The 19,962-nt window shown below is 42.9% G+C and carries 20 protein-coding genes; 10 read left to right on the top strand and 10 right to left on the bottom strand.

The annotated features are described in order from the left end of the window. Positions 1-16 precede the first annotated feature (16 nt). The 3 genes from LZG73_RS19225 to LZG73_RS19215 all read left to right on the top strand — a co-directional run bounded on the left by LZG73_RS19225 (position 17) and on the right by LZG73_RS19215 (position 3,410). On the top strand, positions 17-1,654 hold the full coding sequence (locus LZG73_RS19225) for an ABC-F family ATP-binding cassette domain-containing protein (protein WP_233853563.1): 1,638 nt from the start codon (positions 17-19) through the stop codon (positions 1,652-1,654). Positions 1,655-1,777: 123 nt separating this feature from the next. Next, on the top strand, positions 1,778-2,389 hold the full coding sequence (locus LZG73_RS19220; protein ID WP_233853561.1) for a DUF6088 family protein: 612 nt from the start codon (positions 1,778-1,780) through the stop codon (positions 2,387-2,389). Continuing rightward, positions 2,382-3,410: a nucleotidyl transferase AbiEii/AbiGii toxin family protein gene (locus tag LZG73_RS19215; protein WP_233853558.1), complete on the top strand. Its 1,029-nt coding sequence runs from the start codon at positions 2,382-2,384 to the stop codon at positions 3,408-3,410. Before LZG73_RS19220 ends, LZG73_RS19215 begins: the two co-directional genes overlap by 8 nt. A gap of 315 nt (positions 3,411-3,725) precedes the next feature. Here the strand turns inward: LZG73_RS19215 and LZG73_RS19210 are convergent, their stop codons facing one another. After that, a complete protein-coding gene (locus LZG73_RS19210) occupies positions 3,726-5,018 on the bottom strand; it encodes a hypothetical protein (RefSeq protein WP_233853556.1) in 1,293 nt (430 codons plus the stop codon). A 335-nt stretch (positions 5,019-5,353) separates the two neighbouring features. On the opposite strand from LZG73_RS19210, the gene LZG73_RS19205 reads away from it, so the two are divergent. Then, positions 5,354-5,641: a hypothetical protein gene (locus LZG73_RS19205; protein WP_233853555.1), complete on the top strand. Its 288-nt coding sequence runs from the start codon at positions 5,354-5,356 to the stop codon at positions 5,639-5,641. 78 nt (positions 5,642-5,719) lie between these two features. Here the strand turns inward: LZG73_RS19205 and LZG73_RS19200 are convergent, their stop codons facing one another. Both LZG73_RS19200 and LZG73_RS19195 read right to left on the bottom strand, forming a co-directional pair. Further along, the gene (locus tag LZG73_RS19200; protein WP_233853554.1) at positions 5,720-6,631 is read right to left on the bottom strand and encodes an AraC family transcriptional regulator; all 912 of its coding nucleotides are present in this window, start codon (positions 6,629-6,631) and stop codon (positions 5,720-5,722) included. A 53-nt stretch (positions 6,632-6,684) separates the two neighbouring features. After that, positions 6,685-7,497, bottom strand: coding sequence for an SDR family oxidoreductase (locus LZG73_RS19195; RefSeq protein WP_233853550.1), 813 nt, complete (start codon positions 7,495-7,497; stop codon positions 6,685-6,687). Between the two features lie 54 nt (positions 7,498-7,551). Here LZG73_RS19195 and LZG73_RS19190 point away from each other — a divergent pair, with 54 nt between their 5' ends. After that, positions 7,552-7,719 (top strand): hypothetical protein, encoded by a 168-nt coding sequence (locus LZG73_RS19190; protein WP_233853548.1) that lies wholly within the window; start codon positions 7,552-7,554, stop codon positions 7,717-7,719. A gap of 75 nt (positions 7,720-7,794) precedes the next feature. On the opposite strand, the gene LZG73_RS19185 is transcribed toward LZG73_RS19190, so the two are convergent. From LZG73_RS19185 to LZG73_RS19165, 5 genes are all read right to left on the bottom strand, one after another. Continuing rightward, on the bottom strand, positions 7,795-8,376 hold the full coding sequence (locus LZG73_RS19185; protein ID WP_233853546.1) for a bifunctional 2-polyprenyl-6-hydroxyphenol methylase/3-demethylubiquinol 3-O-methyltransferase UbiG: 582 nt from the start codon (positions 8,374-8,376) through the stop codon (positions 7,795-7,797). A gap of 5 nt (positions 8,377-8,381) precedes the next feature. Beyond that, on the bottom strand, positions 8,382-8,951 hold the full coding sequence (locus tag LZG73_RS19180; RefSeq protein WP_233853544.1) for a cysteine hydrolase family protein: 570 nt from the start codon (positions 8,949-8,951) through the stop codon (positions 8,382-8,384). Positions 8,952-9,047: 96 nt separating this feature from the next. Then, complete coding sequence (locus tag LZG73_RS19175) at positions 9,048-9,440, bottom strand: VOC family protein (protein ID WP_233853542.1); 393 nt, start codon at positions 9,438-9,440, stop codon at positions 9,048-9,050. Between the two features lie 551 nt (positions 9,441-9,991). Further along, positions 9,992-11,164: a hypothetical protein gene (locus LZG73_RS19170; protein WP_233853540.1), complete on the bottom strand. Its 1,173-nt coding sequence runs from the start codon at positions 11,162-11,164 to the stop codon at positions 9,992-9,994. A gap of 231 nt (positions 11,165-11,395) precedes the next feature. After that, the gene (locus LZG73_RS19165) at positions 11,396-12,010 is read right to left on the bottom strand and encodes a Crp/Fnr family transcriptional regulator (protein ID WP_233853538.1); all 615 of its coding nucleotides are present in this window, start codon (positions 12,008-12,010) and stop codon (positions 11,396-11,398) included. Positions 12,011-12,341: 331 nt separating this feature from the next. Here LZG73_RS19165 and LZG73_RS19160 point away from each other — a divergent pair, with 331 nt between their 5' ends. Together LZG73_RS19160 and LZG73_RS19155 are read left to right on the top strand one after the other, a co-directional pair. Beyond that, positions 12,342-12,782: an outer membrane beta-barrel protein gene (locus LZG73_RS19160; protein ID WP_233853536.1), complete on the top strand. Its 441-nt coding sequence runs from the start codon at positions 12,342-12,344 to the stop codon at positions 12,780-12,782. A 32-nt stretch (positions 12,783-12,814) separates the two neighbouring features. After that, positions 12,815-14,119, top strand: coding sequence for a PQQ-binding-like beta-propeller repeat protein (locus LZG73_RS19155; RefSeq protein WP_233853535.1), 1,305 nt, complete (start codon positions 12,815-12,817; stop codon positions 14,117-14,119). Positions 14,120-14,317: 198 nt separating this feature from the next. On the opposite strand, the gene LZG73_RS19150 is transcribed toward LZG73_RS19155, so the two are convergent. Continuing rightward, the gene (locus LZG73_RS19150; RefSeq protein WP_233853532.1) at positions 14,318-14,854 is read right to left on the bottom strand and encodes an antibiotic biosynthesis monooxygenase; all 537 of its coding nucleotides are present in this window, start codon (positions 14,852-14,854) and stop codon (positions 14,318-14,320) included. 87 nt (positions 14,855-14,941) lie between these two features. Between LZG73_RS19150 and LZG73_RS19145 the strand changes: the two genes are divergently transcribed. Beyond that, entirely contained in the window at positions 14,942-15,574 is a 633-nt protein-coding gene (locus LZG73_RS19145) for an FISUMP domain-containing protein (protein ID WP_233853530.1), read from the top strand. 50 nt (positions 15,575-15,624) lie between these two features. Here the strand turns inward: LZG73_RS19145 and LZG73_RS19140 are convergent, their stop codons facing one another. Further along, complete coding sequence (locus tag LZG73_RS19140; protein WP_233853528.1) at positions 15,625-16,524, bottom strand: alpha/beta fold hydrolase; 900 nt, start codon at positions 16,522-16,524, stop codon at positions 15,625-15,627. A gap of 95 nt (positions 16,525-16,619) precedes the next feature. On the opposite strand from LZG73_RS19140, the gene LZG73_RS19135 reads away from it, so the two are divergent. Next, entirely contained in the window at positions 16,620-19,562 is a 2,943-nt protein-coding gene (locus LZG73_RS19135; RefSeq protein ID WP_233853527.1) for a DEAD/DEAH box helicase, read from the top strand. Positions 19,563-19,592: 30 nt separating this feature from the next. After that, positions 19,593-19,763, top strand: a complete 171-nt coding sequence (locus tag LZG73_RS19130; RefSeq protein WP_233853525.1) for a hypothetical protein — start codon at positions 19,593-19,595, stop codon at positions 19,761-19,763. Positions 19,764-19,962 lie beyond the last annotated feature (199 nt).

Raw genomic sequence — 19,962 nt, 5'->3', positions numbered from 1 at the left:
TTCAAAAAATGAGACGATGATTACAGTTGAAAATTTGGCCGTTGAATTCAGCGGATCTGTGCTTTTTAGCGAAGTTTCCTTCGTGATTAATCCTACTGATAAAATTGCCCTGATGGGTAAAAATGGAGCGGGGAAATCCACGATGATGAAAATTATTGCTGGTGAACAAAAAGCCAATCGCGGCCATGTACGCGCACCCAAAGACGCTGTGATCGCTTATTTGCCGCAACATTTACTTACCGAAGATAACTGTACTGTTTTCGAGGAAGCGGCCAAGGCGTTCAAGCAGGTTTTTGAAATGCGTGCCGAGATGGAAAAACTGAACCTTGCACTCGAAACCCGCACAGATTACGAGAGCGATGAATATATGGCCATCATCGAACAGGTTACCGAACTAGGTGAAAAATATTACCAGCTGGAAGAAGTCAATTATGACGCGGAGGTTGAGAAAGCCTTGAAAGGATTGGGATTCAGGCCGGAAGATTTTCAGCGTCAAACCAAGGAATTCAGCGGAGGCTGGCGGATGCGCATTGAGCTTGCCAAAATACTTTTGCAAAAGCCGGACCTTATTTTGCTGGATGAGCCGACCAACCATATTGACATTGAATCGGTAATGTGGCTGGAAGATTTTTTGGTCAATAAGTCCAATGCAGTAATGGTCATTTCCCACGACCGTGCTTTCATCGACAACATTACCAACCGTACCATTGAAGTAACCATGGGCCGGATTTTTGATTATAAAGCCAACTATTCGCATTATCTGGTATTGCGTGAGGAGCGTCGATCACACCAGGTGAAGGCATATCAGGAACAGCAGAAAATGATTGCTGACAACATGCAATTCATCGAACGCTTTCGCGGAACATATTCCAAAACCAACCAGGTTTCCTCCCGCGAACGCATGTTAGAGAAACTGGAAATTATTGAAATTGACGAAATCGATAATTCTGCCCTAAAACTCCGTTTTCCACCTTCGCCACGGTCAGGGGACTATCCGGTTACCGTAAAAGATGTTTCAAAATCCTACGGAGATCAGGTTGTGTTCAAAAATGCAAGCATGACCATTTCAAGAGGCGAAAAGGTCTCATTTGTAGGCCGGAATGGTGAAGGTAAATCTACGATGATCAAGGCCATCATGGGCCAGATCCACGTCGAAGGAACCTGCCAGCTTGGACATAATGTGAAAGTTGGCTATTTCGCCCAAAACCAAGCATCCTTATTGGATCCCAATCTGACTATTTTTCAGACGGTGGACGAGGTCGCAGAAGGAGATGTAAGAACCCAGATCAAAAATATTTTGGGAGCCTTCATGTTCCAGGGCGAAGATATTGACAAAAAAGTAAGTGTCTTGTCGGGCGGGGAAAAAACGCGGCTTGCCATGGTAAAGCTGCTCCTGGAACCTGTAAACCTGCTAATTCTCGATGAGCCCACGAACCACCTGGATTTAAAGTCAAAAGACGTTTTGAAAGAAGCGCTCAGAAACTTTGACGGAACGCTGGTGCTGGTTTCCCACGATCGTGACTTTTTACAGGGGTTGTCTCAAAAGGTTTTTGAGTTTAAGGATAAAAGAGTGATCGAGCATTTTGAGACGATTGATGCGTTTTTGGAGCGGAATCGGATTAAGAGTATTGCGGATTTGCAGTTGGTGAGGTAGAGGGTTTAAAATACCGGCGAGTTACAGGCGATTGATGAGCAATTAGGCTCTAGATAGTTTTGACGTCTGCGTTTTGTCGCAAATATTGGTTAAATTTGCGACAAAACGTATACGTACTTATTTATGGAAAGTGCTGATGATCAAATACTTGAAAAAATAAACCGTTCACCAAGGGGCACATTGTTTTTTCCGGATAGTTTTTTGAGCGTTTCAAATGCAAAAACGGTTTCAAAAGTTTTGGAGCGGCTTGTACAAACTAGTAAGTTACAGCGTGCAGCTACCGGAATCTATCTACGGCCTGTAGAAGACGAGATGATCGGAATGATGCTCCCCGGGATTGAGGAAATTGCGGAAGCGATAATAAAGCGCGACAAAGCTCGGGCAGTCCCGACAGGTAGTTATGCACTTTATAAATTGGGACTAACTACACAAATCCCAATGAACATTGTTTATTACACAGATTCATCCTCCCGGCAAGTAAAGATCGGAAAGCAGACTATCACATTCAAAAAGGCAAGTGCCCGCAACGTTTCAGCCATCGGTGAAATTAGCAAACTCGTAATCCAGGCCCTTCGCTCTATTGGTAAAGGCAACGTCACCAATGAGGAATTGCAGATAATAAAAGAAAGACTTAAGTATGAAAAGCCATATCATCTCCAACATGACATAAAAGTGGCACCTGAATGGATCAGGCAATTAATGCGGCCACTTCAACACACACATACAAATGATTGATTTACCTAAATTGAGATCGTGGTTGCAACTCTCTGATGCAACCAAACAAAATATATATACTGAAACGGGGCGCAGGATTGGTCTGCCTAGTATCGCCGTAGAGAAAGACTGGTGGGTGGTACATACCTTGGCCTTGATTTTTTCTATGGAATGTGCACCTGCACTCATTTTTAAAGGAGGAACATCATTAAGTAAAGGCTGGAATCTTATCCAAAGGTTTTCCGAAGATATTGATCTGGCCATTGACAGGGAATATTTGGGTTTTGCAGGTGATTTGAACCGTCAAGAAATTAAGAAGTTAAGAAAGGCATCATATGCTTTTATGACTACAACATTTGTTACAGAACTTACCGAGCGTTTTGTGGCCGCCGGTTTTAAGGATGTAAATATTCGTTATGCAGACACTGGTCAATCAGATCAGGATCCAATTATTATTGAAATCTATTATCCCAAACTCACCGAGAAGGAAAATTATCTTAGACCTGGTGTTTTAGTGGAAGTTGGTTGCCGCTCACTTACAGAGCCGACGACTCAACGAACATTTTCAACATTGGTGGCTGAAAATTTTAGTGATCGACCGTTTGCCGACAGACCTATTACAATTCCTATCGTAAATCCGGAACGAACGTTTCTCGAAAAGATATTTCTCCTTCATGAGGAATTTCAAAAAGCACCAGAAAGAATACGGGTTGACAGGTTAAGCAGGCATTTGTACGACATTGAAAAGCTAAGTCAATCAGAGTTTGCGGAAATTGCTTTGTCGGGTGCAGATTTATATCGAACGATTGTCGATCACCGCAAGATGTTTACTGCGCTTTCGGAAGTAGATTACAACAATCATAGTCCTGATAAAATTGTATTCGTCCCGCCGCCAAATCTCCTCCCTGCCTGGGAAGCGGACTATAAGCAGATGCGCGAAAATATGATTTTTGGAGAAGTACTAGGTTTTGAAGATCTTATAAATGCATTGACAGTTTTGCAAGTCAGGCTTCATAAGGTGATAATCAAGAATTGGCATTAGTCGGAAGCTTTTCCGGTGTAATATATGAATCTCTAACTCTCCTTACTCGACCGTCCGGAAAAAAGTGAGGATGAAAATCCTTCCATAGGCATTATTCTTTGCGCTGATAAAATCACCTTGATATTGACATAGCTTTGCAAGACATTTAACAAACCAATTAACAAAATGTCCAAAGGAGCAATGTCCAAAGGAGCTCAACAAATCAAGACTGTAAGGGTTGTTAGGAATGCAGTAGACGGTTGACAGCACGATATAAGCAGACCAGACTGGCTCTAAGTTAAATTGCAATAATTAGCATGCTTGAATGTTTCAAGCTTAGTTTTGAAGGCCTTCGGGTTTGGCAAAATAACTGAGGACTTCTTCACGATCACAATTCTTTAGAAAAAAATAAAATGTTGAATCAATAATTTTGATTGAGCTGGTACTATTATCGTAGTCGAAAATCGGTGGTGAAATTCCCTTAGCAATTTGGCTTCCAACGAGGTTTTTAAGGAAATATCCCATATCAGACGATCTTACATCGTCTGGACGATGATGAGTACCTTTAATTTTTTCTTGCAATGCCTTTCGTTTTAAACCTTCAATGATGCTTTCCATTGGCTCTTCGAATAATACATTAATAAAATAATAGGGAATGTATAATGGAATTTCTTGCGATGAACGTGCTTTTTGCTCGATAAATGATTCTAAACATCTGGTATGTCGACTCGAATAGTCACCAAGTTTTTTATCAATAGCTTGGTCAACATTAGCCTGAGTTATTATCTTCAAAGTTGTTTGAGTTTCAGTTACACCTGCAGCATAGCAAGATTCCTTACAGATTTCTTGAAAAACGCCAACACTATCAAAGCAGCTATCTATAATATAGTCAACGACGTCTTCTAAGCTAGTATTCAGTAGAGCTAATCCCTCAGCTGTAATTTTTTTCAAATCTTCTTTTTCCCAAGGTTCAACAGGAACCTCAATTAATCTATCAACAAGATCTCCATTGAATTGTACCAATCTATTTTTTTCACGCCATATTCCAAGAATTATAAAAAGAATGTTATAATCCTCAAAAATTCTTAAGTCAATTGCCAATTGCTTTTGAACGTCCTCGTTTAAGTAATGAAAATTTTCTAGGATTATTCTTTTTTTAAATTCCATACTTCTTAATAGTTCAGAGAGGTCCTGAGCAAGGGCAAGATTGTAATCAATAATTCTATAAGATTTTTCATTTCCATTTTCACCTTTCACGCCAGCCTCTGTTTCGGCGTCTCCTCCTCCAAAGAAGGGTATCCGAATTTTAGCTTTTAATCCTACTTTGGCTTCACCACCAATAGTTGTTGTCACTTCTTTTGATTCTAATATCTCGATATTCAATTGTCTCGCGATCGAGTTATATATATCCAGAACGGACGATGAAGGTGAACAATTAACCTTGATGAAATCGTCTTCGGATAAATGTCTATTGGTTAAGGATGTTTTTCCTTGTTTAGAAGCTCCGTAAATTATTATATGTTTATTTTTTTCTAGACCATCGGTGAAAGCCTTGTCAACACTTTCCCTATCTATGTACGTGCCGATTAACTCATTCGAGACGCCATATACCTGGTTTGTTAAGCTCATATTGACTTTATTTAATATGGATATCGTGAACTCTGTTGCTAGAATGCTAGCTAGGTGAAACGCGGAACCAATTTAGGAATTAAAAGTTACAGAGCAGCGAGAGCACTTCCGAAAAGCTTCGCTTGTAGCTAAATTTTCCGAAAAGCATAAGTTGGAACTTTCCCCTATATTTGCCCCGCAAACGTTTAGTAAATTTATATGAACCTACAATTAAAATGCAGGCCAAAATGGCCTTGGGGAAGCAGACGGGTGAAAGTCCCGCGACCTGCTAAAGTTCGCTTTACTGACGTTTGCAGTGACTTCCCCTTTTCTTTTCACCCAAATCCATTTAAACTATGCAAACGTCGGATGGACGAGGTGTTGGCGCGAACGAACATTCCACCAACCCAACGAATGATGCACGTCACGCATCAAAAGTCGTCGATTCGCTGACGCAATCCCAAGCCGAGTTTTGGTATCTTGTAGAATGTCAGGGCTGCAAGGAGCTGGCACATTCGCTCAAAATGATCCACGATCTGGCGCTTTATCATTCGGATATTCCGTTTGATACGGCTGAAAAATCGGCGCTTTTTGATGTGAAGGTGCTTTGGGAGGGTTTTGAGAAGATGGGGGCGAAAGTTTAAGAATTGGAGGACTGTTGGCGACAGTCCTTTTTTGGTTTTACATGATGCTCAACGGAATGCGGTGTACGTAACAAGCCGCTAATTCATATTTCTGAACGCCACCGGCGTCTTCCCTGTCTTCTGTTTAAACAGCTTGTTGAAATACTGAGGATATTCAAAGCCCAGACCGTAGGCAATCTCGCCGACTGAGCGGCTGCTGCTTAAAAGGATATTTTTAGCCTCCTCAATCAGGTGATAGTGGATATGGTCCTGCGCGTTTTTGCCGGTTTCTTTTTTCAGGAGGTCGCTTAGGTAATTGGGGGATAAATTTACTTGTTCAGCAAGATATCTGACTGTCGGCAGGCCGCGTTCACTGAGGTCGCCGAGCTCGAAATATTCGTTCAGCAGCTTCTCGACCTGCATAATCACCGTATTATTGGAGGTTTTTCTGGTGATAAACTGTCTGCCGTAAAACCGGGAGCAATAATTTAAAAGCATTTCAATGCCGGATACAAGAATGGACTGGCTATGCACATCAATGTTTTCCAATAGTTCCGCTTCGATTTTTTGAACGCAATCCGTCAAAATTTGCTTTTCCTTTTCCGACAAGTGCAGCGCTTCTGAGACTTCGTATGAGAAAAAGCTGTAACTCTTCATTTTGTCATTCAGCGGGGTGCCCCGGATCAGATCGGGGTGAAATGATAGACCCCATCCAATCATTTGTGGCGAAACTTCAATGTCGTTGTCCATTTCCAGCACCTGGTTGGGCGACAGACAGATCAGGCTACCATTTGTAAAATCAACCAGCTTACGGCCGTACCGAACGTGATTTCGATTGTAATTCTTAAAAATCAGTGTGTAGAAATCGGCCGATAGTTTCGTGTCTTCAATGACCCCTTCGCGCACCTGGCTGAAATCAATGATGGCGATCAGCGGATGGCGCACAGGCTGGTCTAGCCTGAAAAATCTGAACAGGTCCTCGACGGTGCGCAAGTGAATGTTTGTGCTCATAGGAACAAATATAACCTCATTGCGCGGGCAATGAGGTGTGAATGATTTCTAAATTACAAACCGAATTGGGATCTGATGATACCGGTAAAAGTGGCGTCGTCAGCCTGCTGGCGTTGCGCGACAATGGCCTTGGCATCTTCACCCGCAATATAACGTAATTGATCCTTGCCGTCGGTAGCGGCTTCGTAAATAACCCCGGCCACAACGCTGGCAGGAGAAGCTTGTTCAAACATGGCTTGCGTAGCTGCCAACAGTTTGCCGATGATCGATTGGTATTCTGTCATGCTTTCATCATTACTGAATTCCAGCGAGCGGCCCGTGAAATCCGTAGCAATAGCGCCCGGTTCGATGATTTTAACCTGCCCGCCAAATTCCCGCACCTCGAAGTTTAACGATTCGGAAATGCCTTCCACGGCGAATTTCGTCCCATGATACAAAGTCCCCAGCGGGAAGCTCATCTTGCCGCCGACAGACGACACATTGATAATGATACCGCTTTTTTTGCTGCGAAAATGGGGCAGCAAAGCCTTGGTCACATCCAGCAAACCGATCACATTCGTATCGAACTGCCGGATGATCTGCTCTCTCGAAAAGGATTCGAGCACACCGTAAGCGCCATAACCAGCATTATTCAATAAAACATCAATCTGCCCGAACTTGGCAATACCCTCATTCACAGCATGATCAATAGATGCAGGATCAAGAACGTCGAGTTTGGTAACCAATATATTTTCCAATTCCGCTAATTCAGCTTCGTTATCCGGATTGCGCATGGTGGCAATAACGTTCCAGCCTTTTGCGTGAAATAATTTAGCAGTTTCTTTACCGATACCGCTGCTTGCTCCTGTAATTAAAATGGTTTTCATGATCTCTGATAGTTAAAATGATGCATCAAAGGTCGGGGTGAAAACCGGGCGGGTATGAATACGAATTCAGGGTTGTTTTATACTTTTTACGGTTTGTTGGTTTTCGTTTCGAAGCTGTGGGACATGAGATCGGATATTCCGTTTGATACGGCCGAAAAGTCGGCGCTTTTTGATTTGAAAGTGCTTTGGGAAGGCTTCGAGAAGATGGGAGCGAAAGCTTAGGAATTCGGGGACTGTTGGCGACAGTCCTTTTTTGATTTAGCTCTTCCGAAGGTCGGGCCGTAGATTGATTTTAGCTTAAAGCTTTACTGTATGATAATAATGATTCCCTCCCTCATCCTCAAATTCCTCGATAAGCGAAAGTCCTGATGCATCTAGCAGATCTTTGTATTTCTCCGCTCCAAGTGCTATCGATTCTATTGCTGTAATGGCATCTTCCCATTTCATTTGTTGTGCAGGCGCCGTAAACAAAAGTTTCCCGCCAGCGTAAAGTCCATCTGCCATTTTTTGAATCACAACTTCCTGTATTTCTTCCGGCAAAAGGAACATTAACCCCCAGGCGATGATGGCATCGAACTGCCGATTGAAAAATGTGGAATCTTCAACGGCTTCACAGGCGACGGGGCTATTTGGGAAGTTCTGCTTGAAGATTTGAACCATCGAGGGCGACGCATCAATTCCATAAACGATCAAACCTTCATCTACCAATGTCTTCGAAATCGGGTCGCCTGCGCCACAACCTACATCCAGAACTGTCGCATTTGGAGACAGTGACCTTGCCCAGTGCCGAACTGATGGCGCGCCGACTCCATTGATGCCCTTAGAGCGGCAGCGGATGAATGTCTCCGCGTGGTCCTCGTATCCGTTTGATTTGTCCATTTCCATTAAGACTGGTCGATTTCTTGCTCGTGCAATGTCATTACAGTTGAGTAAGGCCAAACGTCGATTTTCCCCTTTGTTGGTGTCATGTTTTTCCACACCCAATTATAATGGTTGATGACTTGTTCTGCGTCCATGAACGGGCGGTTTCCCGTAGTATGGCCGTCTTCTACCACCAAAATATCAAAGTCTTTCACAAGCGCTGATTGAATTGTGGATTCTACACAGAAGTCTGTTGCACAGCCTGTTATAACCAGTTCGTTTACATTTAGCTCTTTCAGCTTTGCATGTAAGCTGGTATTATAAAATACATCATTCGCGAATTTCTCAACCATCAAATCCTGTTCATGAACCTCCAAATCATCTAGTAATTCCCAATCGGAAGTGTTGGGAATAAACTCGTCCATCGAGCTTCCATTGTGCTGCACAAACGCCACAAGCCATGAATTCTTTCGAAACATGGATGCAAGTGAGTTGATTTTTTTTACAATCGAATCCGTTTCATACCGGGGTGTGTCGGGCGTAAAAGAGCCCTTTTGCATATCGATTACCAGAAGGCATTTTTGTGGTTTCATCAGTTGAAATTGTTGTATCCGATTTAGTACTTGTTTGCCCGCGCTAGGCGAACGATCGATGAAAATACATTTCGGCCAGCGAAAAGTGGGTGCAGGTTAATTTTTTGTTTCGATCAAATCCCACAGATTACCGTAGAGATCGGCAAAGACTGCCACTGTACCATAATGCTCTTCTGACGGCTGCCGGATTATTTGAACACCATTTGCAACCAGGTTTTGGTAGTCGCGCCAAAAATCATCCGTGTTCAGAAAAAGAAAGACCCGTCCGCCAGTTTGATCGCCTATACACGCCCTCTGATCTTCCGTGCCAGCCTTTGCGAGCAGCAAACAGCATTCAGCCGCACCATTTGGCGCGATGCGTACCCAGCGTTTGGTTTCGGTTAACAGCGTATCTTCTAGCAACTCAAAGCCAAGCTTTTGAACGTAGAAGGAGATCGCTTCGTCATAATCTTCGACCAATAAGCTCATCAGGGAAATGTGCCGTTTCATTCGTGCTCGAATTTCGACTTGTTTGGGACACAAGATAATTTATAGCCGCTATCTATCAAGCAAGAATAGCAAAATAACCGGGTCATTATAATGTTCTGCGAATGGCGGTTATGATGTAATCGCAGGAGATTAAAATGATGATATCGCATCGACACTTGCGCTCTAACCGACTAAGCTAAAAACTCAATGAGCACAAAAGGAAACCCTAAAAGTCAGGACCTTATTGTGTGGGCCGCCGCCGCGCGGAGGGAGACGGGTCTCGAACTTTGCCTTTAATCGACTCGTAATCAAGGTTTTGTCTCCTTTATTTGAAGTGAACTACACGAAAGACTCACTATTTTTTATACATATAGTACAACAGTATATTTGTTATGTATAATTCTTTTAGCGAAAATTGAGCGGTTTAGGTCTGGATATTCGCTGATTTTGGGTGAGTTTTCGGGTGGTTTTTAGTGTTCAAAGTTTGGAAAATGCCTGTGGTTTGGCGGTGGTAACTGCGATGATACTGATGTAAAAATAGCAAAAATACGTTTGCCATTGAAACTATAAATCTAATCCGGCGTCATTTGCGAATTGGATATTTCACTTAGGTATACTTCTAGTCTTTCCATAAAATGATTATACAAAGGAATTAACTCGGAGATGGAAATTCTTCGGTTCCAGCTTCCCAATTTAAGAGGATTAGGTGCAAGTCCGGTAAACATCACAGCCGTATCTGCGCAAAAACTGTAATTGATTTTGGATGGGATATCCAAGGCTTCAAGTTGCTTGTCAGCAAATCCTAACATAATCTGACCCTTTTTGTCAAACGTCATAATAGTAACTCTTAGCCCGCTTCCGGCCGGATCAGGGAATTGAAGTCCAAAACTGGATGTGTTCCATTCAACAGTTAGGCCGATTTGCTGACCATCTGCTATTACCTTTTTCACAAAATCGACGGTGTAGGAATTTGTGTTTTGCAGCAGCTGCTCAAAATAGTCTTGGGCCGAAAGTGTGGTTCGCCCTGATGATCTCCTTTGCAATGTTTCTGGTTCAGTCCCCAGGTCGCTGTCAATATTTAATGTTAATCCAGTAGAATAGTCTCCTTCTACGCGTACAACAGCCCTCGTAATTTCTCTTGTTCTTGTTACTACCTGTGGAATGATTAACAAGGGATCAATAGAATCGCCAAGCCTGTATACTTGCAGTTCGACCAGTGCCAGTGTAAAGTGTAACTGGGGCGATTGTGACAGATACGCGACCATTTCTTCAACGCTTTCACGGATTCCGTCTCCAACGATTAAAAGTAGGACCCGCCCTCTTCTGAGGTTTTTATTGATGTTGTCTATCAGTGTATGTTCCTCTTTATCTTCGCAACCCGGATGTCTGCGGACCTTCGCAACAACCCCTTCAGAACTTTGGCCGTATCGTTTCAGGCTGATATCCAAATCAGAGAAAGTCCATTTACTTAATTCTTTGGCATAGTCTAGGATTTGTCCGACCACTTCTCTTCTTGCCTCTGGATTCCGCCAAAGTTTTGTTTCTACAATCGTAATATAACCATCTGGTGAGATGAGCAGGTTATCAATGTAGCCAGCCTTCGTTTTTATTTCCCGTCCCATAGAAATTGCAGGAGCAAATCCTGATTCAACCTCACTGATTGGAAGAAGAGACGGGTTTTCATGTATGAGTTTTTGCAGCCAACTTTCAGAGAACTCATTGCTATATAGCGGTACTCGTTCCATGCTTCTGGTTGTACTGTTCGAGATCAACAGGGGTTGCCCATTCTGTCTTTTTCCATTTATTGTCATAGTCTACGATTTACTGTAAAAATTATTTAAGCGAGAATAGACATGTTGGTTGGATGTGCAAAGTTTGAAAATGCCTGTGGTTTTTTGGAGTTGATAACTACGACTTTTGGGCCTATTTTAAAGCTACCCTGCTAGGCAAAAGCAGCAAGCAATAAACCATCAACTTTATGCTCGGGTAGCAATGTTTTTATCAATATTTATTGATTTTAAACACCTGCTAAAAGTAGCTGCGGTTGTGCCCAGGTATGTTGCAATGTAATGATCAGGGATTCGTCGGAACAGTGATGAAGGCTGACTAATGTAATGTGCTATTCTTTGCTCAACAGAAAGATACTTAAATACCTTTACCCGCTCGGTGAAATTGATCAAGTGCTGCTCCAACAATTGTACGGCCAAACCAGCCATAGTTACATCCTCTTGTACTAGCTTGCGGTACATCTCATAGGAAATAGAAATCCCATTGGTATCTTCCAGTGTTTCCAATACATCATTCGATGCTTTTTGCATCAGGAAGCTTTCCGCAATGCAAACAATGTCTCCATCTGAAACAAGAAGAGATGTAATATCCTCCGAACCTCTCAGATAATAGGTTCGCATAGCCCCCTTTTCTATAAAATAGAGGCACTTACTCACCTGTCCTACGTCTACCAGAACTCTGCCCTTCGGAATCATAAACCGCGTCATGCTTTCTTGAAACCGCGCCTTTACCTCTTCGGACAGAATAAACCTGGGAGCGTCCAGTATCTTTTGTAATGGTTTTGTCTCTTCTGTAACTCTCATAAAACGCAAAGTTAGGCATACACTTAATCGTTTCTCGCCAAAGATCATGTGATCTTGTCGCAAGACAACACGAATCTATGTTGAAGAACAAGTCATATCCGTGTCAGAGGACAAGGTATCATTTAATGTTATGTAAGTTACTTTGTATTGGACAAAAAGAATACTCGCCCACTAAAATCCTCAACTAAGTCGATCAAATCATGAAAAAAATTACGTCGGAGATCATTTTATTCGCTGTCTTAACATTTCCTTGCTTTGGCCAGCATAAAGGTGAAAGTGAAATTGTGGCGAGTTACGCGGTGATAACTGCGGAAAACCCACTATCTACTTTATGGCTGGGGCTATCCAACTTTGCATCGCTTTCAAACCGAGATTTGACGCTCCGTCAAGGGGCGTGTTCGCGAGCTATAAATATTTTGTATCAGATCGACTTGCAATTGGCGGAACAACAGGTTTTAACAAAAATGTTAGTGAAAGTGTATTCTGGCTAAGGGATTTCACAACGACTGATTCGCGGATTTTAACGATGGCGGGAGAAGTGAGCTGGTTCTTCTTCAAGAAACCTGGAATCAAGCTCTATGCAATGGCCGGACTTGGATTCTACTCAATACAATCATCCTTGGATAACTTCAGCACATCAACACGCACTTATGGACCTACTTCACAACTAACAGCTTTCGGAGTCAGATTTGGTAACCAGTTGGGCGTATTTACTGAGCTGGGTTATGGCTATAAAGGCATCATTAATACGGGGCTGAGCATTCAATTTTGAAAGTAAAAGCAAGTCATTCAAAAGTGCAAAGTATGAATATAAAATACACCTCACTCTCTATCCTTTTTTCCTGGATGCTAGCGTGTACCCCAGAGAAAATCTCTACCGACACCGACAAGGAAGGTGTAATCACCAGGCTACCCCATGTATGGAAATCCTCCATTTCAGAGGGGCCGCGATCGTTTGGGTTGCATAGGGGTTATATCATTGATAACCGCGGCATATTAGCTGTCGGGATGCGCAAATCTGCCGGGTCGAATGCGAAGAATGAGCAATATTTGTTGCTGAAGGATCTGGAGACTGGTGAAAACATTTGGAAGTGGGATGAATTCCAAAGTAAGAGTATAGGCACTTTACGTCAGAGTATTGGACTTTATTTCGGAGCCATGCTGCTACACGATGCCAGCACTACCTATTATATTAATACCGTTACAGGTGGAACAATCTGGAAAACCAGGCAACCTGATTTAGGCCTCCGCCCCTATCCGGCTTTTTTAGCAAATCAATATTTTGTTGCCGGGATTAGTATAGAATCTCAAAGAAAACACCGAATCGAACCGACAATTTTTGCAGGCAATGTCAAGACTGGTGAGGTCAAAGAGTTGGTCATGCCGAAAATGAAAGACGAATATGCATACGTTGACACAGATTCCAGTTACTACCGCGGTTCAATGCTGAATATTGAAGCTTTTAGCAGGAATGGTGTCGATTATATGGTTGTGCCATTTACCGAACCAGGCCCAAAAGATCAATACAATCACACGCGTAGCTATTTCGGTCTGTATAATATAACCGATAAAAAATGGGTCTATGAAAGAATAGCCATTCGCCCCGATATCGGCGGTGCATCGTCCTGCCTTAAACCTATTGTACATGATGATAAAGTATATGTAACATCATTGACTACCGTTGGGTGCTTTGAATTAATGACAGGCAGAGAAATATGGAGGAGAAGTTTGTCGGACATGTTCACAGGTTTTAATGACTTTATTCTAGTGAACGACAAGCTCTTGCTCAACGGTGATAATGCAATTCTATACTGTGTGGATGCCAATACAGGATCACAACGATGGACCCAAAAAGCTAGCGCTTTGACAAGCGACTTGTACCACCAGGATGGTGTGGTCTATTACATATATACCAAGTCGCTTCTCGCAGTTGACATTCAAACAGGAAAACTGTTGTGGGATATGCCTTCTCCGGACATAAAACTAGAAAATCGCCACGACTCCTGGTTTACGGGTTTTGTTACTGGCTTGCCCACCAAAGATGGAAAGAAAGGCAGGATTTTCGCGTCGACAAATTACAACGTATACTGCTTTGAGGCTGCGAATTAATACAGATTTAATTTTTAACATTTGACACCTACACTATGCAACAATTAATTTTTTTATTCATGTCTTTTGGCTTTCTAAATTGTATCGGAAATCATTTATCTTGTGCTCAGAATGTCGCTAAATACGAAATTTAGCTCGGTTATGAACCCTTTGCACGGACAGGTTTTAGATGATTTCGTCGAACAATTGCTCCCAACTTTACTTGCTACTTTTCGAGCTTCCCGAAAGCCACGGTTTCAGCACCTTCGTGACCTGCGGCATCACGATCCAGGTAAGCAGCCCCACCATACATCCGGCCACAATCAAAGTTCTTAATGCAGGATGAAGCCCTTGAATGAACGGCCCAAGAGCATAAGTGAGAAACAGGCTGGTAGGATATACTCCACACAGTGTTGCCACTGCCATTTTCCACCTCGGAGGAGGAACAGGTGAGCGGAACCATGCTTCCAAGCCGGTAAGTTCCCGATATACCGGATCTTCCGTCAATGTCGATGCATAGGCTTCCCAGTCTTTAAAAAGCTTTGAATTATAAAAAGCATCACGGTCTGCCTGGTTGGCAAAAGTCCTTAATATTCCTATTTCACGGCTTTCGCTGCCCGGTAAAGCAGTCATCATAGCTGCGCCATGAACGCCGCCATACAGAAAAGAATCTCCTAAAAAATGTCGCAACGCTTCTTTGAACTCGTCCTCCTTTCCAGGAAGTACTTTACGGGTAATCGCTACGTGTATAGGCATAGGAGTTGTTTATCAATTTGTAATGCGGTTTATAGTGAGTCTTTTTCTTGAAGTAAGTAACTATACAAAACTAAACCTGAAATCACAATGATGAAACAACACATCTTTACCGTAGTTGCTACCTTGTTTTTTACACAAGTAGGAATTGCCCAATCTACCGGGACCTTCACTGACTCGCGAGATGGTCAAACGTATAAAACAATCAGCTTTAAAGAAGATTCGACGGGCAAAACCGTTACCTGGATGGCGCAAAACCTAAACTACAAAGTGGAAGGCAGCTATGCTTATGATGACAATGAAAATAATCGGAAAGAGCTGGGCTTGCTTTACACCTGGAAGGCAGCGAAAAAAGCCCGCCCCGGCGGTTGGCATTTAGCGACGGATAGCGAATGGGTTATGCTTGTGAATCATTTTGGCGGAAAGGACAATGCCGGTGAAGCCTTAAAAAGCATTAAAGGCTGGAATGAAGACGGTAATGATACTAATAGCAGTGGGTTCGACGCGCCTGCAGGAGGTCATCGGAAACCTGATGGTAGCTATTTTGCCCAAGGTGTTCTCGGTATCTTTTGGACGTCCTTACCTAGTACAGATAGTAGCGCCTGGGCATGGAACTTTCATTACGGTGGACCTCCCAGTAGCAATAAAAAAAATTTAAAAAAAGCTTTCCGTTGGGATGGCCCAGTTTCTGGCGGACTTTCAGTTCGTCTGGTCCGGGATTAAGTTATTTGCATATTTCTCATATCCCTACTCGGCATTGGAGTCTTTCGGATTTATTTTTCTAAACCTTTGAGCATCATTTTTATATTCCCAATCACCATCGCTGCGTCGTCCCGGTGCACAAAATGTCCACTGTTGCTTAAATAGATCAGTGCGCCACCTTTACTGGAAGCGTGAATAAAGCGCCTCCATTTTAGCATATTGGAGCTATTTTTTACTTCAAAGAACCGCTCGTGATCATAATCCTTACTTCGGCGTTCCAGTGGGACTTCCAACTTTCCGCCTACAAAAAACAGGATGGGCACCTGTGGAATGGGTAAGCTACTAAGCTCAGCGAAGTCGGTTTTTCGGAGATCCGTTAAAACTTGTCCCTCGCTCCATGCGGCGTAGCGCGACGAATCTACTTTCGAAGGAGTGTATAATCGCTTAATAAGCATCTCGTCAATTTGCTTTTCAGAAACGCCTATCGATCTGAATATCTGATTCCAGTCCGCTTTTGTTTCCGTAAAATCTGCTGGATCAACAAACACGAGCCCCGCAATATCATCGGGATAATATCCTGCGAAAGCCCGCGTGTATATACCACCGATGGAATGACCGACCAATATATACGGCGGTTCAACTTTCATTTCCTGCAAAAGTGATTTGAGGTTCGCTGCTATCTTCTGAGGAGTAGGCAGCTGGAAAACCTTTTCTGATTTCTCCACGCCTTGCCTGTCATAAAGAAAAACAGGGGCACCATTAGCAAGCGAATCCGTTATGGTATTCCAATTTGCAAGCCCCATACCCATGCCATTTTCAAAAACCAGCACTGGCTGACTTGGCTTTCTTTGCTCCAAGCTTCTCGTAAGAACGTGATAATTAACGCCGTTTACACTTACCATTTTTTCCTGAGAGAAAGCGGAGAGCGTGGATGCCAGTAGAGTTAGAATGTTTAGGATTTTTATAGACATATGGTGAGTATTGAAGAATGACTAACATAACTAATATTTGGGTAACTAATTCCTTTCTACAACTTTATCTAAATACCATTACTAAACCCTCCCTCATGCAGCAAGGCCTTTACGAGAATTTGATCACCAAGCTCATCGCTTCAAAGATAAGCTCCCTCGATAAACAACAATTCTTTGTAAAGGAAACACCTGTCGAAAAGAGTGAGGTCGCTCGCGTGCTTAGTCAGCATGTAAGTCGCCTTCTGAACTACGGTCTAAGTTTGATATCGGGAGATGAGAGTATTGAACTTCAAATTGAGCTATCGAACAAAATCATTAGAGTGCTTAGTACGGAGTTGGATCACACCGATTTTGAAGGGGATTTGGTTTCCATCAATGGAAAAATCCTGAATGCTGTATTTGCGAAAATGGATGCGCCTTTCTCCGATTTTGAAAAACATATCAAGGAAATAACCCCATTTACAGGCTTAGGACAAAGCGAATTATTCACGGGTTCTAATGTCGGACTTTCGCTCGAAAGTGAGTTGAAAAAGGAAATCCTTTCTTCTGATAAGATATACTTCCTTGTTTCCTTCATTAAATGGTCGGGAATTAGAATCTTCCAGAAGGAACTTGAAGAATTTACCCGTCGAGGTAACTCTCTTAAAATCATCACCACCTCGTACATGGGCGCGACAGACTTGAGAGCAGTGGAGTTTTTAGCGGGGCTACCTAATTGCGAGGTAAAAATTTCATATAACACAAAAAATGAACGGCTGCATGCCAAATCTTACCTATTCTTTCGAAACACTGGCTTCAATACCGGCTACATTGGCTCAGCCAATCTTTCTAGGACTGCATTAACCAGCGGCTTAGAATGGAACTTGAAAGTAACGACTCAGGAAGTTGGCCACATCATCGACAAGTTCGCAAAAACTTTCGAAACGTATTGGCAAGACGGAGAATTCGAATATTTCCGATTAGGGGAACATTCGGAGAAACTCAAAGTGGCCCTCGGTAGAGAGAAGAACAAAGGCCAAGTCGAAGGGACTTCTTTCTTTGATATAAAGCCTTTACCGTTCCAGGAGGAAATTTTAGAAAAGCTTTTAGTGGAGAGGCAAATTCATAATAGGAATAGAAACTTGATTGTCGCTGCGACAGGTACAGGAAAAACAGTAGTCTCGGCATTTGATTTCAAGAACTTTCTTAAAACCCAGCCTCACGCAAGACTTCTTTTCGTCGCACATAGAAAGGAAATACTGATGCAGGCAAGGGCAACTTTTGCAGGCATTCTGCGTGACAACAACTTTGGTGACCTCTGGGTTGACGGCATCGAGCCAGACAACTACGATGTTGTGTTTGCGTCCGTGATGACTCTTGCAAATCGCATTGAGGAACTACCGCTTTCGGAAAGCTATTATGACTTCATTATCGTTGATGAAGTGCACCACATTGCCGCAAATAGCTACCGCCCAATTCTAAATAAATTTAAGCCGAAGGTGCTTCTTGGCTTGACCGCAACTCCCGAGCGTACGGACGGGGCTGATATTCTGGCGGATTTTTGTGATACAATCGCAGCCGAAATCAGATTGCCTGAGGCGATGAACAGGAAACTGCTTTGTCCATTTCAATATTTTGGAATTAGCGACAGTACAGATTTATCTAATGCAACCTGGCAGAATGGACGCTATCTCCCAAGCGAGTTGACGAGAATTTACACGCACAATGATCTTCGGGTTGGGGAAATAATTAATCATTGCAAAAACTATCTGACAGACTATGAGGATGTCAGGGCATTGGGTTTTTGTGTCACTCGGGAACACGCCATTTACATGGCGGAAAAGTTTGCACTGGCTGGGCTAAAAGCAGATTACCTTATCAGCGGAGGCGACCGTGAAGAACTGAGATCTACGATTAAATCGAAATTATTGCGAAAGGATATCAATTACCTTTTTGTGGTTGATATTTTCAATGAAGGTGTCGATATCCCAGAAATTGATACAGTGCTGTTTTTACGGCCTACCGAAAGCTTGACCGTGTTTCTTCAACAACTTGGCAGGGGTTTGCGATTGTCAGAAGGTAAGGAGTGCTTGACTGTCCTTGACTTTGTTGGCAATGCCCGGCCGGAATACGATTTTGAAGGGAAATTCAGGGCGCTCATAGGGAAAACCAATACTTCCACGTTGGAAGAGCTCGAACGCGATTTTCCACATTTGCCATTGGGATGCTCCATTGTTTTGGAAAAGAAGGCAAAGGAAATCATCCTAAAAAATATAAGGTCGGCGACCCAACTCAATACAAATCAGCTCGTTACCAAAATTGCCAATTTCCGGCATCAAACCACATTGCCTTTATCGCTCAAAAACTTTGTCACGTTTCATAACATTCCGCTGCAAGCAATTTACAAGCGAGCGACTTGGAGCAAACTCTGTCAGTTGGCGAATCGGTTGGAGGATCTATTGCCAATCAATGAGGAGGAGACGAAGCGCACGATACTGAAAAAATGGCTCTGCTGTAATTCATTTAGCTATTTGTCATTCATTCTAAGGATGGCGAAGCAGAAGTTTCAGGTAAATGTAAATGCGTTGCCCGATCATGAAAAGTTAATGCTTACCATGCTTCACTACGACTTTTGGCAAAGCCCAGGCGGAGCAGAGGACCTATCGGCAAGTATTGCAAAAATTGGAAGAAATGAACAACTGGTGAGTGAAATGGTCGAGCTGCTCGAACTCGTTATCGACAGAATTGCGCACATCGAAATGGACGCTAATCTGCCTTTCGTTCAACCGCTCAAAGTGCATAGCCGATATTCGAGAGAACAGATCTTGGCCGCTTTTGGAGAAAGCACATTTGAAAGGAAATCCAGCAACCGGGAAGGGGTCGTAAACTTGGAAGCGAAGAATGCCGAGCTGCTGCTCATAACGCTTGAAAAGACCGAAGCAAATTATTCGCCGACCACATTGTATAACGATTACGCAGTTAGTGAAAAGATATTTCACTGGCAATCTCAAAACACGGCCCGGCCTGAAACCGGCAAAGGGCTGTCATATGTAAAGTAAAAGCAAACGGAGAAATCGATTCTTCTTTTTGTGCGGGAGAAGAACAATGACGAATTCAATAATACGATTGCCTATGTCTTCCTGGGCTTGGCGGATTATATGGACCATTATGGAGCGAAGCCGATGAGTATCAATTGGGCATTGCGCGAGTCAGCTCCACATTATATCTGGAAGGAGATGGCGAAGATGGCGGTTGGGTGAGTTTATTTCGTGGTAACTAGTAAAAGCGTACTGATTTGATAGATTCCAGCTCGATGATCGCGTTGCGAAATATAGTAGCGCACATTAAATAATAAGCAGCAGTGAATTAGGTCCACTCGTTCGAAATATGCCATATGCTGGGTTAGCCGAAGAACGATTGAACTAAGCAAGTCTTTTTAGGTAAAATTGTATATTAGGG

The organism is Dyadobacter sp. CY326 (genome assembly GCF_021390515.1).
GTDB lineage: Bacteria > Bacteroidota > Bacteroidia > Cytophagales > Spirosomataceae > Dyadobacter.
This window is presented reverse-complemented; position numbering and strand designations above follow the sequence as displayed.